Below are 15,170 nucleotides of genomic sequence, written 5' to 3' on the forward strand. Positions count from 1 at the left end.
CAAATCCCCCCATTATAAATACGCTTTTTGTTGTGAACCGATTATGTTAACTGCATGTTCTCCTGCACGTTTTCCAAATACTAAACAACGTAATACTGATGTACCTCCTGGATATTTCCCATAGTAAAGCCCTGATGTTTCTCCTGCTGCATATAACCCTGGAATTGGATGATTGTCTCCAGATAGGACACGGCCGTTTGTATCCGTTGCTAAACCACCATTTGTAAATACATTGCAACAAATAATCGGATATGCAATAAATGGACCTTTATTAATTGGAATGGACCAGTTAGATTTCGGTGGTGTAATCGATGTCGCTGCTAATCCATCCTTTTGGTTAAATACAAATTCTCCTGTTGGGCAAGCTTCGTTAAATTGCTCTACCGATTTGGATAACATTTCTGGTTGAATGTCTAATGCTTCAGCTAGTTCTTCAATTGTGTTTGCTACAATTGGAGGGACTTCTGTTTGCAAAGCTTCTTCATAGCCAGGTATATTGTACATTTTTTGATCAGAAATCATATAAGCAATGTGCCCTTCACATTCATAGAAAATCTTTCGTGCAACAGCTTCATATTGTTCATCGATCGTCGTTTCACCTTCATCGACAAAACGCTTGCCTTGTTGGTTTACTAAAATGCCGTACGGGTACATCATGACTCCCGCTTCTTCCCTTTTACTTCGAGGATCAACAGTTTCAGCATGGAAAGCATCAAATTGCCCTTGCCCTTTTGCACCAATTCGTAAAGCCATACGAATAGCCTCACCTTTATTGAATAATCCACCTTCTGCAACCGTTGGAATTTTATGTGCATGACGGCCAATATATTGTGCCATCATTTCATGGCTACCTTGGAAACCTCCTGCTGCAAGTATGACTGCATTGGTCGATAAGGTAAGAGTTTCTCCTTCAGCAATACGTACTTTAAGACCTTTCACGTTGCCTGATTCTTCCAGCACTAAATCCCACGCAGTTGCTTCATAGATAATTTCTACACCGAGGGCACGAGCACGAAGGCTGAGTGTATCAACAATGGCACGACCGCCACCAACAGGTAACAAACGTGGTTTAGAAGACGTTAAAAACATAGTAGGTAAAAAATCAAAATCTACACCTTTAGACTCTACCCAGCGTAATGTCGCCCCTGCATTTTCATGTAGTGTACGTATGTACTGCTCATCCGCATAATAATCCGAAAACTTCAACATATCTTCTATAAAGTTTGGTGCAGGTTTATCGATATTCTCCATTCGCATATAAGCAGCTGTCCAACGGGTATTTCCTCCTCGCTCTTCAAAAGATGCTCGTTCTAAAATGGCAATTTTAATATCTAGATTTTGTGCTTTTGCTTCTTCTGCGGCTGCTAGGGCAGCAGATGTCCCCGCAGCACCGCAACCTACAACAATAATATCGTAATCTACTTTTGTCATATGCTTCCTCACTTTCTTACTTACCAGAATATTGAAGTTCCAATTGTTGAATTTCTTTTAACTTAAACAGTTGTTGGCGTTGTTCCCATGAGCAGATTAAATCATTCATATTTTTTTGAGATTCTTCCTGATGTAGTAATTTTATTGCTTCTACAGCCCCTTTTATCGCCCCACGTAAAGTTGTATTAGCACATAACATAATTTGGAATCCCATTTCTTGTGCCTCTCGCCGTGATACAAGTGGCGTTTTACCACCCTCGACTAAATTTATAATATGTGGAATTTCAGGGACTTCTTTTGGAATCCGTAACAGTTGTTCCATTTCTGTCGGCGCTTCTACAAAAATGGCATGTGCTCCCGCTTCTTTGTAGGCATTTGCACGCTCTAATGCTTCTTCAATTCCATAAACACCTACTGCATCTGTTCTGGCGATAATTGCTAAGTTATCATCTAATCGTGCATCTAAAGCAGCTTTAATCTTGCCAATCATTTCTTCTTTTGAAATAACCGATTTCCCATTGAAATGTCCGCATTTTTTTGGCATCACTTGATCTTCAATTTGAATCGCTGCGGCTCCGGCACGTTCTAACATTTTCACTGTACGTTGCATATTAATCGCATTGCCAAAACCTGTATCCGCATCTACAATAATCGGAACATTCGTAACATCTGCCATCCAAGATACTACTTGAGCAATTTCCGTTGCAGTAGTTAAACCAACATCTGCCCAACCAAGTTGTGCATTCGAAATGCCTGCACCTGTTGCGTAAATGGCCGGAAAGCCTGCTTCTTCGATTATTCGTGCTGTCATCCCATCATAAGCTCCTGGTAATATAAACGTACTTGGATTTTGCAATAATTGTTGAAATTGCTCCGTCTTCTTCATATGTTCCCACCTTTAATTTACTAATTCCTTCATATAGTGAGGATCAGCTTCATAAAACGCTATTTTGATTTTGTCATTACTTTGAATGTCCAACCCTTTAATGAATTGCTCATCCATTACTTCAATTACGCTTGAATAAATATGTTGTGTAGTATGAATCTTGACGTTGTAATATCCCTGTTTTGGTAATGTAAAATAAGGCTCAATGCCATTTTGCAAATCGTATTGAATTGTATATGGTCGCCCACATAGTGCATAAATTTTTTCAACTTCCCCAGCTTTTAATAAGCTCCGACAAAGTGTTGAACTAATTTTTTCACCTGCCATTTCGACTTTTGGAGCAACTACAACTTGGATTTGTTGCTGACTTTGCTCAGCAATCATATGCACTTGTCCTTCTCCCTTATAACCGTATTTATAATCAAAACCAGCGACAGCAACTTTAACACCAAGCTTCATCAAATATTGTTCAACAAATGTCTGGGGAGATAAGGAGGCAAACTTTTTTGTAAAATGAACGATATAAAATAAGTCGACACCCAACTTCTTTAATTGGTGGGTCTTTTCTTCTATGGGCATTAAATAATCCACATAGCTATTGGTTATAACCGTTTTCGGATGAGGGAAAAAACTCATCACGGCCAAGGGCAATTGCTTTAGAGTTGCATGTCGTTTGGCAATTTGAATAACGGTTTGGTGTCCTTTATGGAGCCCATCAAAGAAACCGAGAGCCATCACGCTCTGTTCACTTTTTATTTGTACAGCCTCTAAATTTTCTGCATCAATTAAAATGACTTTCATGATGAAGCCCCTCCTTTTATTGTCGTTTGGTTTACATTAATTTGATAGCGTTTACATTTTTGAATTATTGCCGATGATCTCTTCCGTTTTTTTTACAATTCTAAAAGATGGTTTAATCATATAAAATAAACTATTCATCAACTAGAATAGTTTTTTACGAGAATCAATTTATTTTCCGATACATTTTAACGAATTTTAATATATAAAGTGAAAAACCTTACATTGTTTGGAGAAGGTTATCCACATAACATGAATAAAAAAAAGCTGCGCAGATACGTATTACTCTGCACAGCTTTTTTTTTATTTTGTAGCCCGAATGGTTTGTGCGACTTCATAAAGAAACTTGAATATACGCCTAAATATCCCATCATTAAACTAGATCCACTAATTTTTTGTGGACGTAGCATCATAAGTGCCACGACAAAATTAGCCACATCTATAATATCATATAAATGAACGCCCGATTCCAACTATCACGGACATCTATAAATAATCAAAGCGCTCAATCTTATACATTAAATCCGTCCCAATATTGCCTGAATCAATAATTCCTAACTTTAACTTTGACATACCGTTACCTCTTCTATGAAAATGCGACACGGACGGTGCCGTACGTTCCGAAATCTGCTTCGAATGTATCACCTGCTTCAAACGGTACAGCTGCAGTTATGGCTCCAGCTAAAATGAACTGTCCTGCCTTTAATGTAATATCGTAATCGCTTAACATATTCGCAAGCCATGCAACAGCCTTTGCTGGATTTCCCATCACAGCACTACTTACACCTTTGTCAAATACTTCTCCGTTACGCTTAACTACTAATTCAATTGCCTCCAACGCTTGTAAACCAACAGCTGTACGCATTTTTCCGATTACCGTTCCTGCTGAAGACCCGTTATCAGCGACAGTATCTTGAAATTGAAATTGCCAATTTTCTATTCGACTATCAATAATCTCAATTGCGGGAGCAATAGCCTCCGTCGCTGCAATGACATCATACTCTGACACATTTGGTCCTTGTAGATCTGATTTTAAGAAAAAAGCGAGTTCAAATTCCACTTTTGGTTGTAAAAACTGGTGGATATTAATCGGTTCTTCTTCGGCGAACACCATCGTATTTAATATATGCCCGAAGTCAGGCGTCGTCACCTTAAACATGTCCTGCATCACTTTACTTGTTAATCCAATCTTCATGCCCACAACTTCGGCTCCCACTTCTGTTTTTTCTTGAATTTGAAGAAGTTGGATTCGATAAGCATCGTCAACTGATATGTCAGTTGACGATGTAAATGGGGCAATCGGTTGCTTATTCTTTTCAGCTAATTTTAATAGTTGAGCGCCTTGTTGAATATCCACCGATGTTTCCCTCCTTATACTGGTACTGTCTCCAGTGAGCGGTATTTCCCTGCATAAAACAATAATGGCTCTCCCTCTTGTACACGAATATCACGAACTTTACCAATAAATAATGTATGATCGCCTTCGATATACTCAGCAACTACGTCACAACTTACTTGTGCTAAAGCAGCTGGTATTACAGGAATATCTGCCAGTGTCTCAAATGTCACTTCACGCTCTTCTTTTATTTGTCCTGCAAAAATCATTGACTGTTCCTGTTGATCTGCAGCTAAAATATTGACGGCGAAAATGCCACTTTCTTTGATTTTTGACAGACAACGTGCGTTTCCTCCAATTGAAATTACCACTAATTTTGGATCAAGCGATACGGACATAAATGCATTCGCTGTCATCCCATGTGGCTGTCCTTCATGTAGCGTTGTAATAACTGTCACACCTGTCGCAAATTTCCCCATCGCATCACGGAATAAACGATCTTCCATTTTCCATTCCCCCTATGCTTTAATTGTTGGATTATTTTCCGTTTTGGCATCCATCTGGTCGCCCCAATACGTAAAGCCAATATCCATTTCATCTAATGTCCAGCGAATCGGCTCCCAATCTGGTTCGAATATTAAGTAACCGTTTGTAAAGATTTCAAGACGTACGCCACTACCTGGATCAATAGCATAGATATACATAGCTTGTGAAATACCGTGTTTTCCAGGTCCCTTAAAGTAAATACCGTTTTCTTTTAAAATATCTGCTGCGCGCAATAAATCTTGTGCATTATCTAACCAATACGCGATGTGGTGCACTTCATGTGTAGATGGTGCGTTTGGGTCAAAACTTACGGCAATATCGTGTACAAGTGGAGTTACACTTAGCCATGCCCCTAAGTAGTTACCATCTGGCGCTTCAATATATTCACGCAAATTAAAGCCTAATTGTTCTTGTAAAAAGTCAGCAAACTCTTTAGTAGGTAAGGAAGATAATAAATTCACGTGGTCAATACGTCTTGGTGATACCCCTCGATTCCAGGAACGGTGCGTTTGGTTTTTTAGTACCGAGCGTGTTTCAGCTGACGCTAATGTTTTTTCCATTTCAAAGTAAATTTCAAACGTATGTTGACTCGGTGTTTTAAAGCGGAATGCTTTTCCTTGCCCAGCTTCTGTACCCGGTTCCACCCATTCAATTTCTAACCCGCTAGCCTTTAAAGACTCCGCAAATGCATCAACATCTTCCGGACGTTTCGTACGCCAAGCAATATGATCTAGGCAGGATTCTTCTCCAGAACGAATTGATAATGTATGATGTTCAAAATCTCCCCATGCACGTAGGTAGTGTACCCCGTTTACTACCTCTGTTTCCTCTAAACCAATTACTTCTTTAAAGAACCATAATGATTTTTCTAAATCTGTACTCACTAATCCAAAATGTCCTAATTTTGAAATTTCTGGTTTCATATCTCATACCTCCCCTTTTCTTATGTTAGTTACCTTGCTTCGATTGTAATATTATTTAACTCTTTATCTTGCACACTATCTCCCCAATATGTGTTTCCTACAGTTAACTGTTCATCGCGTGTCCACTCAATTGGTTCCCAATCTGGTTCGAATATTAAATAGCCCCCCGAGAATAGCTCTACACGACAACCACTTCCTGGATCTATTACATATAAATAAATCGCTTGTGATATTCCATGTTTACCTGGACCTATAAAAGGAATGCCTTGCTCTCTTAAAATGTCTGCAGCTCGTAAAATATCCTGCGAGTTGTCTAACCAATAAGAAATATGATGTACACGTGCTTTTGATGGTAAAGTTGGCTTTTGTACTAGTGCAACATCATGAACAAGAGATGTTACACTCATCCAACCAGCTAAAATCCCTTCTTCTCCTTTTACATATTCACGCAAGTTAAAGCCGAGTGTATCAAGTAAAAAATCAAATGTGTAATTAGCATTTGTAGATGTATGAATATTCACATGGTCAAAGCGGCGTGGAGATGTACCTTTTCTATGTGCTTTATATACTTGGTTTTTTAAAATAGATTTATATTCTGATGCAGCGTCTGGTTTTTCTACATCATAATAAAGTTCAAATGTATGTCCGCTCGGCAATTGGAAACGAACCGCATCCCCAATCCCAGGTGTTGTTCCTTTTGGAAATTCTTCCACGACTACTTCTGCTTGTTGCAATAGTTCTTTAAAGCCTAAAACACAGTCATTCGTTTTCGTTCGCCAGCCAATTCGTTTTACATAAGAGCTGTCACCTTGTTCGATGCTTAGCGTATGGTGCTGGAAGTCTCCCCATGCACGCAAATAATGTACTCCATCGATTGCAGCTGTCTCTTCTAAACCAACGATTTCTTTAAAAAACCATAATGATTTCTCTAAGTCTGTACTTACTAATGCTGCATGACCTAATTTTGCAATTTCTGGTTTTGCCATTCTCAACCCTCCGCTACCTTACCTTCATGTTTAGTTTCCTAAACTTATATTTATCATATAAAAAGAAAGCGATTTCAGTTAGAACTCTTTTTATCTATAATTTCAACTTTTTTAAACAATTTTTATTGAATTTTGCTTTTTTGCATGACAGGTACTAAAAATTGCTCCATACCGACACTTGATATTGGTATCTCTAATAGATAGCCTGCTAAAGGTTCTTTAGTGGCACGTGCTTGTGATAATGGCTCCCTGGCCGTTGTAATATAAAGCATATTTAGATCTTCACCACCAATAACACATGATGTAACGTGTGAAACTGGTAAAAAAATTTCTTCTGAAATTTGCATCGTTGTTGGATTTAAACAGATAATGCGGGATGGCTTATCACTTTTTTGAGCAATCAGCCCTCCTTTAAACAACGCTATCCATAAATTATCTTCAGCATCAATCGTCATTCCACCTGGAAACCCTTCTAGCATTTCAGATGTGTACACAATCCGTTGAAATTCTAAAATACCATCCTCTGTAAATTGGTATTGAAAAATTGATTGTTTAGCTGAATCAATATGGTAGAATGTATTGGTTTCCTTTTGCCACGCTAAGCCATTTGATAGTGTAATATTTTCAAGCAACGCCTGAACATCTCCATCTGGACTAATACGAAATAACTTTGAATTATGAAAAGGATAATCCGACATCGCAGTTGGAGCCGTTTCTCTAAACTTTTTAAAAAAACCATCTGATGAACCAACCCATAGATAGCCATCCGGACCACATTTCGCATCACTTAAATAATGCATTGCGCTTAATCCAGGTGGAAAGGCGAAAGGTTTTTTCGTCCCCATTTTAAAGTTAATATTGTATAAGCCATCTTTATATACACCGATAAATTGACCATCTTCTACAGACACGATTGCTTCGATCGGACCCATAGCATCATAGACATTTTCTTCTTCTGTCGTTGGATGGTATGTAATAATTTTTTGTGCGCTAATATCTAACCAAATGACTCCGAAATGCTTATGCCAAATGGGTCTTACTGCAAACTTCGCTTGATAATGACCACAGATTTTCATCTTTTCACCACCTAAAAATGATTATAAGAAAAACCGGGCAAACGCCCGGTCTTTTCAGAACAAAAACCTAGATATGACATTGATTTCCGCTCCGGTCGGACGCTTTCCGTGGCCACGGCTCGAGCCTGTAGTCTCTCCCTCGTGCTGTTCCACTGGAGTGGCCGACCTGCACTACAATCAACAAGAACCGCTTTATATAGGAAAATTACATACAATATCGCATAAAAGTCATTCTTCTTACAAGTCCCTTAAAGCCAGTGTTCACAGGACATTTTATATACTTTCTTATCTATTTAAAAAAGAGAAGAGTCTTAAACTTTCCTCTTCTCTTTTTGCTGTAAATAATTTATTATGCAAAATACGTATTCGGCTCTAAGTCACAAAGAATTCGCCCATGTGTTTCTAAAAGTGAACTTGGTGTAATAAACGCGTGTAAATGCATAGTTACGAAGTCGCGGTAGAAGGCTTGGAACACATTGCTATTATAAGCAAATACTGAACCCGCTCCTGCAAGCATTAAATCATAGGATTCCTTACACAATTGATTTGCAAAACCAAATTCAGCTTTCATACGAATACTTTCTTTTTGATTAAATAACTTACCTTCACGGGAATACTCGTCAAGTTTATTAATCACGTCTATAAACATTAAACGGGCTGCTTCAATTTTCATTTCCGCTTCTGCAATCTGTAAATGAGTTACGGGTGCCTCACTCATTTTCTGATAGAATGTATTGCCAATACCCGCCTTCATGACCCGTTCCATGTGTAAATCGAACCCCCCTAGGGCAAGCCCTAATGCTGGCGCTACAATAGATAATGTTAAGGATGGAACAAATGGTGTACGGTATAATGGCTCATCCTTTAGTTCATCAATAAGATAATGACCTTGGACTGCTAATCGATCTAGTGATACACGATGGTCTGGGATAAATACATTTTCCATCACTATACTATTACTACCTGAACCTTTTAGTCCCACTACATCCCAATCATCTAAAACCTTAACGTCCTGACTTGGAACGATGAAAATAGCCATTTCTTGTCCACCATTTCCATCATCAACAGGTGCACCTGAATAAAACCAATCTGCATAAGGAGAACCAGATACGAAGGGCCATTGTGCTTTTTTTACTAAGTAGCCCCCCTCGATACGCTCTAAATCGATATGAATTGGTTTGAAGTTTCCAGCTAGCACCACATCTTTATCGCGGTTTTCCCCAAATATTTCGGTTAAGGCTTTTCGACCGAAAGCATAAGAAACCATATAGTCTCTAATGTTACTTAGAGATACAAACCAACCAGCAGAACCATTGCCACGTGAAATTTCAGTCACCACTTCAAAATAGGTGCGCATATCTGTTTGATAACCACCAAACAATTTCGGTCGTAATACTTTTAATAACCCTTTATCACGAATCATCTGAACAATTTCATCAGGGATTTTACTCGTTTGATCGATTTCCAAGGTAGCATTGCGTAAAACCTTCTGCATTGAACGTGCATTTTCAATCAGCATATCGCGCACCTCAATTTGTTGAACTGTTGTTGGTGTCATAGTGCCATCCTCCTTTTTATTGTGCATATAGAATATTAAGTGATAATACCAGCATTTGTTTAATATTACTTATATAACTTATACGTTAACAGGCTCCGATTTTGAAGAGACACTTTTTTGGAAGAAATGTTTTGTTGCATGTAAAAACTCTTCGCGTTGTTCAATCATTGCCCAGTGACCACATTTTTTAAATACGTGTAATTCACAATTTGGCAAGTGATCCAATGCATATAAACTACTTTGTAATGGAACAAAGCGATCAAAATACCCGTGAATTAAACAAAACTCATTTTGCATACGTTCAAAGGCTGTTTGAGGAATTAACATATCAGTTAGGCTAGATTTCGTAAAATTCTCCCGATATGAACGATAAATTTCTGGACGTTGGAACATTTCAAAGCGCTGTTCTACCACGTCGTCGACAAAATCTTTCATATTTTCAATGTCATACACAAACCATGATAATAAGTTCCGTAAGTTTTCTTTTGTAGGATCTAAATGAAAGTTAGCCAACTTCATTAGCTCAACTGTTGGTTCTTTTAATAACACACCAGCTCCCATTAGTACATTTTTCGGGAATCGTTCTGGAGCCGCCATATTTAAATACATGGCAATCACGCCACCTAGCGAGTTCCCTACTAAATGGGCTTTTTCAATTTGTAACGTATCCATTAAGTCTAAAACCTGTTTTACACGTTTTGACATCCATTGGACGCCATTTTCGGGATATTCCGTTGGATGATCTGTATCTCCAAATCCTACTAAATCTAGTGCTACAACATGATAATCCCTCGCGTAATCCTCTAATACATTTTGCCAATTTGCTTTTGCTCCGGCCCCTGGTCCTGAACCATGTAATAAAATCACCGTTTCTTTATTTCCCTTACCAGCTTCATAGACAAATGTTCCATAATCCCCTGTTTGTACTTTATGTGCTTGAATAGACATACAAGTTCCTCCTATTTCAGTTGATATTCTGCCTGAACATATTTTGCTGCTTGGCTACCGGCAATTTTGCCAAATACAGAGCCTGATGTAAGACCTGCCCCACCCGGATAATTGTCATAATATAGACCACCTACAATTTCTCCAGCTGCATATAAACCTTCAATTGGATCTGTATCTTCATGTATTACTTGTGCTTTTTTCGTAATGTGTAGACCTCCATATGTAAACGTAATGCCGCAACCAATGGCGTATGCTACAAATGGTCCTTCATTGATAGGAAGTGCCCAGTTTGATTTTGGCACTATTAATCCATCTGTGCCTTTGCCATCTAACACATTCGGATCAAATGGGACATCCATTACAGCTTTGTTGAAGTTTTCTACTTCTGTTAAAAAACCCTCATGGTCTACATCACCCATCAGTTCCACAAGTTCCTCTAGTGTGTTGGCTACTACTTTTGAGACAGCGCGTCCTTCATATTCTTCTCGCAAAAAACGTTTTCCTTTTGCATCAAAGACTTGCCATGCATATTGACCTGGTTGTCTTAAAATTTCTCTTCCGATTTTGGCATACGTATAATTCCGGAAATCCGCTCCTTCGTTGATGAAGCGTTTACCGTTTTTATTAATAAGGATGCCAAAAGGATAGCTTAACTTTTGAAAGCCTTCTTTAAAGTTTGGCAAATACCGATCACCACCGACTGCATGGGCACCAGACCAATTGCCAATCGTTCTTGCCCCTACATCGATGGCCATTTTTAATCCTGCACCTGTATTAAACTTACATCCCCGCGTATGAACGGTATCCCATCCAGGTCCTAAATACTTTGTACGCATTTCGACATTCGCATGGAAGCCACCACTCGCAAGTACAACTGATTTACACTGGATATATGCATCTTGCTTTTGCTTCCGAATATGAATACCTTGAATCCGTTTATGCTCCATATTTAATTTAACTGCAGAGGTATTATATAAAATACGGACCCCCAAACGTTTTGCCTCCAAATGAAGTGCATCAACTAGCCCTTTACCACCGCCGACTGCTTCTAAGACCATGCCTCCCCAAAACTTGAAAACTCCGTCTATTTTAAAGGCTTGGCGTCCATAAATAGGAATCCATTTCACATGATGCGATGTTAACCACTGCATTACTTTATAGCTTTCCTTTGCCAAAATGTTGGCTAAGTCATAGTCTGTTCGATAATTTGATAGGCGACTCACATCTTCGAAAAATTGCTCTTTGGTATATTCACCAAAGTCTGTCATGCAAAATTCCTCATCCGTCATATCTGGTAATAGTGCCCTAATTTCTTCACCATTTTTGTACGCAAAGCGCATTGAACCATGAGTATATGTGGTGTTTCCACCTTTTTCTGCTTCTGAGGAAATTTCTAAAACGATGACATCGCTTCCTTGTTCTGCGGCAGCAATTGCGGCGCACATGGCGGCATTGCCAGCACCCACTACGACAACATCTGCTGTCAATGCTTGTGACATAATCACACCCCTTTTTTGAAAGCGCTTTATATTTTGAATTTAGTTCATACTAATTTTTTAAAAAATTGTTGAATTAAATAATTAAATTCATCTTTTTTTTCAATTTGAGTCCAGTGCCCACATCTGCTAAAAACATGTAGTTGTGCATTGCCCAGATGTTCTAGTAAATAGTAGCTAGAGTCAATAGAGCACACTTTGTCATCTCGACCATGTACAAGTAAAATTGGATGTTGCAGTCTGTTTAATGCGACTGTTGGAATCGGCACCGCCGCTGTAGCAAAAATAGAGTTGTTCGAACGTTTGACTTCTTCTCGCATTGCATTTTCAAATCGTGGCTTTGTCACTTCATCAATGACAGGTTGCATAGCGTCCTTGTCATAGACAAACCATCCCATAATCTGCTGAAGGCGTTTTTCAGATGGATTATCATAAAAGTTTTTAGCACGTGCCAGCTCTAAACTTAATTTCGTATTAGGTGTCCCTCCTGGCCCCATTAGTACAATGCGACCAAAACGTTCTGGATATTCCACGGCTAATTCCAAAGCTATCGAGCACCCTAATGAGTTGCCAACTACATGGACTTTTTCTAATTCGTAGTAATCTAAAATTTCTATGACTTGTTCCATCCAGCAGTCCATCCACGCTTGACGGTTTTTTAACGGGACCTCTGGATGATCACTTTGGGCAAAACCATATAAGTCGGGAGCTAAACAATGAAACTGTGACCCACAATCATTCAACGCATATCTCCAGTTTGCAATGGCTGTTACTCCTGGGCCAGAACCATGTAAAAACAAAATTGTTTCTGGATGTTGCTTACCTGATTCATTCATCCATGTTTTGTATTTACCTGTTTTTATTGTTTGTGATGTAACCGTTACTTCTGTTGTCGCCTGCATATATATACCTCCCTCTTATGCTTCAATTGTTGAAACAATTAGTTCATTTCCTGTAATACTGTCACCCCAAAATGTATTGCCAAGTGCACGCTCTTCCGGTCGCCATACAACTGTTTCCCAATCGGGCTCGAAGATTAAGTATCCTCCTGTAAAAAGTTCTACACGACATCCACTACCTGGATCAATAACATATAAATAAATAGCTTGCGAAATACTATGTTTGCCAGGACCGATAAATTGTAGATTAGATTCTTTTAAAATATCTGCCGCTCGTAAAATATCCCCTACCTCGTCTAGCCAATATGAAATATGATGGAATCGTGCGGTCGTTTCTAACTTTTTATGTGTTACAAGAGCGATATCATGAACAAGTTCTGTCACACTCATCCATCCTGCTAGTAATGTGCCATTTTCATCCTCAATGCATTCATTAATGCGGAATCCTAGTTCATCCACAAAAAATGCATACACACTTTTTGCATCTGCACATGTATGAATGTTGACATGATCCAAACGTCTAGGTGAAATTCCCTTTGCCCAAGATTTGTACGTTTGGTTTTTAAGTACCGATTTACGATGTTTCTCGACTTCGGGGCGATGGATTTCATAATATAATTCAATTCGGTGACCAGATGGTGCAGTAAATCGAATTGCTTCTCCAATACCAGGTGTTGTCCATGCAGGTACATTTTCTATTTCATAGCCTTTTGCAGATAATTGCTGCGCAAATAATCCCACATCTTCTTTTCTTTTTGTGCGCAAGCCAAAATGTGTCACCTTTCCAGTCTCGCCTGGACTTAGAACTAAACTGTGATGTTCAAAGTCACCCCAAGCACAGAAGTAATAACTATCGCCGATTTGTGCAGTACATTCCAGTCCAATTACTTCTTGAAAAAAGTTAACGGATGTCTCCATATCTGACGATTGCAATGACACATAACCTAACTTTGCAATTTTAGGATTCATTTACTGACTAACTCCTTTCTTTCGTTATTGCTATTTTAATAGAAGCAAATTCTTCAAAACTATAGAAAAAACATATGGAAAACAAATTATTCTTCACTAGTTTTTACTTAATAGCGAATTGCATTTGGCTCTAGGCCTACTAATAATCGACCATAATTTTCACGTGTTATAACGGGAGATAAAGAACGATGAGAATGCATCGTCATAAAATCACGAATTAACCGTTGCATTGGGCTTTGGTCGTATACAAAACCTGAACCACTGGCAGCAAGTAACTCATCCATCGCTTCTTTTAATAATTGGTTCGCATAACCGATATCTGTTAGCGCTTTCAAACGAAGCTCTTTTGGCATAATTTCTTGTTTATCTGCCCACTCATCCATACCTTTAGCTAAATTCATTAAGTACATTTCAGCTGTTTCTACTTTTAATGTTGCTGTTGCAAACAATGTATGTGTGCTTGCTGCATCTTTAATCATCTTTACGCCCATATGTACAGCTGTACGATAAGGCAAACCCTTTTTAAAGTTTTCCAACATTTCTTGTACAACCCCTAATGCCGGTAAGCCTAGCGAAAGAATTAATGCTGGGAATAAAGCAGTACTATATAAAGGAATATCGCGTAAATGTGATGATTTGAAATCTCCATTTAATACATCGAGATAAGACGTTACACGATTTTCTGGTACAAAGACATTTTTCATACGAACAGCATTACTCCCGGTGCCTCTTAAGCCAAGTGTGTACCAATCATCTTCAATTTCGAGTTCGCTAAATGGGACGGTCATTAACAGTTGCTCCAAAATATCTCCGTTTTCATCTTTGATATACATGCCAAAGTAACCCCATGTGGCATGCAATGATCCTGAACAAAACATCCAGTGACCTTCCTCGATTAAATAGCCCCCATCTACTTTTTGTACTTTGCATTCTCGAGGCTCGTATACCCCTGCAAAGAGAACATCTTCTGGATCTTTGCCAAAAATCTCTTTATGTGCTTCTTCATTAAATGATTCCGCAACCATTAATTCACGAATAGCACATAAAGAAGCAATCCAACCGGTTGAAGCACATGCCTTTGAAAGCTCTACTATGACCCTTGCATATGTTTCCACACTTAATTGCAATCCACCATAACGTTTTGGACGTAAAATTTTAAAAATACCTGTATCTTTTAATTCTTGAATCGTTTCTTCTGGAATACGGCGTAACTCCTCCGTTAATTTTGCACGCCCACGTATTTTTTCTGCTAATACCTTCGCTTCATCAATAATGGCTAGCTCATTTTTTGTTAATACATCTGGCATCGTATTCACTC

General features: G+C 38.7%; 14 protein-coding genes. All 14 read right to left on the reverse strand.

Annotation, left to right across the window (positions count from 1 at the left end):
• Nucleotides 1-12 precede the first annotated feature (12 nt).
• The 14 genes from ACIQX2_RS12845 to ACIQX2_RS12910 all read right to left on the reverse strand — a co-directional run bounded on the left by ACIQX2_RS12845 (nt 13) and on the right by ACIQX2_RS12910 (nt 15,159).
• Nucleotides 13-1,431 (reverse strand): FAD-binding protein, encoded by a 1,419-nt coding sequence (locus ACIQX2_RS12845; protein WP_402850926.1) that lies wholly within the window; start codon nt 1,429-1,431, stop codon nt 13-15.
• A 16-nt stretch (nt 1,432-1,447) separates the two neighbouring features.
• Nucleotides 1,448-2,317 carry an isocitrate lyase/PEP mutase family protein gene (locus ACIQX2_RS12850; protein ID WP_402850929.1) on the reverse strand — a complete coding sequence of 290 codons (870 nt, stop codon included), beginning with the start codon at nt 2,315-2,317 and terminating at the stop codon, nt 1,448-1,450.
• Nucleotides 2,318-2,329: 12 nt separating this feature from the next.
• Nucleotides 2,330-3,118, reverse strand: coding sequence for an FAD synthase (locus ACIQX2_RS12855; protein ID WP_402850932.1), 789 nt, complete (start codon nt 3,116-3,118; stop codon nt 2,330-2,332).
• 583 nt (nt 3,119-3,701) lie between these two features.
• Nucleotides 3,702-4,472, reverse strand: a complete 771-nt coding sequence (locus ACIQX2_RS12860; RefSeq protein WP_402850934.1) for a 2-keto-4-pentenoate hydratase — start codon at nt 4,470-4,472, stop codon at nt 3,702-3,704.
• A 14-nt stretch (nt 4,473-4,486) separates the two neighbouring features.
• Nucleotides 4,487-4,957 carry a flavin reductase family protein gene (locus tag ACIQX2_RS12865; RefSeq protein ID WP_402850936.1) on the reverse strand — a complete coding sequence of 157 codons (471 nt, stop codon included), beginning with the start codon at nt 4,955-4,957 and terminating at the stop codon, nt 4,487-4,489.
• 12 nt (nt 4,958-4,969) lie between these two features.
• On the reverse strand, nt 4,970-5,920 hold the full coding sequence (locus ACIQX2_RS12870) for a VOC family protein (protein ID WP_402850939.1): 951 nt from the start codon (nt 5,918-5,920) through the stop codon (nt 4,970-4,972).
• A gap of 29 nt (nt 5,921-5,949) precedes the next feature.
• Nucleotides 5,950-6,906: a VOC family protein gene (locus tag ACIQX2_RS12875; RefSeq protein WP_402850942.1), complete on the reverse strand. Its 957-nt coding sequence runs from the start codon at nt 6,904-6,906 to the stop codon at nt 5,950-5,952.
• Between the two features lie 122 nt (nt 6,907-7,028).
• A complete protein-coding gene (locus tag ACIQX2_RS12880) occupies nt 7,029-7,982 on the reverse strand; it encodes an SMP-30/gluconolactonase/LRE family protein (protein WP_402850945.1) in 954 nt (317 codons plus the stop codon).
• 349 nt (nt 7,983-8,331) lie between these two features.
• Nucleotides 8,332-9,540, reverse strand: coding sequence for an acyl-CoA dehydrogenase family protein (locus tag ACIQX2_RS12885; protein ID WP_402850947.1), 1,209 nt, complete (start codon nt 9,538-9,540; stop codon nt 8,332-8,334).
• 78 nt (nt 9,541-9,618) lie between these two features.
• A complete protein-coding gene (locus ACIQX2_RS12890; protein ID WP_402850950.1) occupies nt 9,619-10,488 on the reverse strand; it encodes an alpha/beta fold hydrolase in 870 nt (289 codons plus the stop codon).
• Between the two features lie 11 nt (nt 10,489-10,499).
• A complete protein-coding gene (tcuA, locus tag ACIQX2_RS12895) occupies nt 10,500-11,987 on the reverse strand; it encodes an FAD-dependent tricarballylate dehydrogenase TcuA (RefSeq protein ID WP_402850952.1) in 1,488 nt (495 codons plus the stop codon).
• A gap of 44 nt (nt 11,988-12,031) precedes the next feature.
• A complete protein-coding gene (locus ACIQX2_RS12900) occupies nt 12,032-12,886 on the reverse strand; it encodes an alpha/beta fold hydrolase (RefSeq protein ID WP_402850955.1) in 855 nt (284 codons plus the stop codon).
• A 15-nt stretch (nt 12,887-12,901) separates the two neighbouring features.
• Nucleotides 12,902-13,852: a VOC family protein gene (locus ACIQX2_RS12905; protein WP_402850958.1), complete on the reverse strand. Its 951-nt coding sequence runs from the start codon at nt 13,850-13,852 to the stop codon at nt 12,902-12,904.
• A gap of 107 nt (nt 13,853-13,959) precedes the next feature.
• A complete protein-coding gene (locus tag ACIQX2_RS12910) occupies nt 13,960-15,159 on the reverse strand; it encodes an acyl-CoA dehydrogenase family protein (protein ID WP_402850961.1) in 1,200 nt (399 codons plus the stop codon).
• Nucleotides 15,160-15,170 lie beyond the last annotated feature (11 nt).

The sequence above is a fragment of the Psychrobacillus sp. NPDC096623 genome (assembly GCF_044762655.1).
Taxonomy (GTDB): Bacteria; Bacillota; Bacilli; order Bacillales_A; family Planococcaceae; genus Psychrobacillus.

Excerpts from the sequence above, each read along its gene's own strand:
- ACIQX2_RS12845 (WP_402850926.1), bottom strand. The coding sequence starts at position 1,431 with ATGACAAAAGTAGATTACGATATTATTGTTGTAGGTTGCGGTGCTGCG.
- ACIQX2_RS12850 (WP_402850929.1), bottom strand. The coding sequence starts at position 2,317 with ATGAAGAAGACGGAGCAATTTCAACAATTATTGCAAAATCCAAGTACG.
- ACIQX2_RS12855 (WP_402850932.1), bottom strand. The coding sequence starts at position 3,118 with ATGAAAGTCATTTTAATTGATGCAGAAAATTTAGAGGCTGTACAAATA.
- ACIQX2_RS12865 (WP_402850936.1), bottom strand. The coding sequence starts at position 4,957 with ATGGAAGATCGTTTATTCCGTGATGCGATGGGGAAATTTGCGACAGGT.
- ACIQX2_RS12870 (WP_402850939.1), bottom strand. The coding sequence starts at position 5,920 with ATGAAACCAGAAATTTCAAAATTAGGACATTTTGGATTAGTGAGTACA.
- ACIQX2_RS12875 (WP_402850942.1), bottom strand. The coding sequence starts at position 6,906 with ATGGCAAAACCAGAAATTGCAAAATTAGGTCATGCAGCATTAGTAAGT.
- ACIQX2_RS12880 (WP_402850945.1), bottom strand. The coding sequence starts at position 7,982 with ATGAAAATCTGTGGTCATTATCAAGCGAAGTTTGCAGTAAGACCCATT.
- ACIQX2_RS12885 (WP_402850947.1), bottom strand. The coding sequence starts at position 9,540 with ATGACACCAACAACAGTTCAACAAATTGAGGTGCGCGATATGCTGATT.
- ACIQX2_RS12890 (WP_402850950.1), bottom strand. The coding sequence starts at position 10,488 with ATGTCTATTCAAGCACATAAAGTACAAACAGGGGATTATGGAACATTT.
- tcuA (WP_402850952.1), bottom strand. The coding sequence starts at position 11,987 with ATGTCACAAGCATTGACAGCAGATGTTGTCGTAGTGGGTGCTGGCAAT.
- ACIQX2_RS12900 (WP_402850955.1), bottom strand. The coding sequence starts at position 12,886 with ATGCAGGCGACAACAGAAGTAACGGTTACATCACAAACAATAAAAACA.
- ACIQX2_RS12905 (WP_402850958.1), bottom strand. The coding sequence starts at position 13,852 with ATGAATCCTAAAATTGCAAAGTTAGGTTATGTGTCATTGCAATCGTCA.
- ACIQX2_RS12910 (WP_402850961.1), bottom strand. The coding sequence starts at position 15,159 with ATGCCAGATGTATTAACAAAAAATGAGCTAGCCATTATTGATGAAGCG.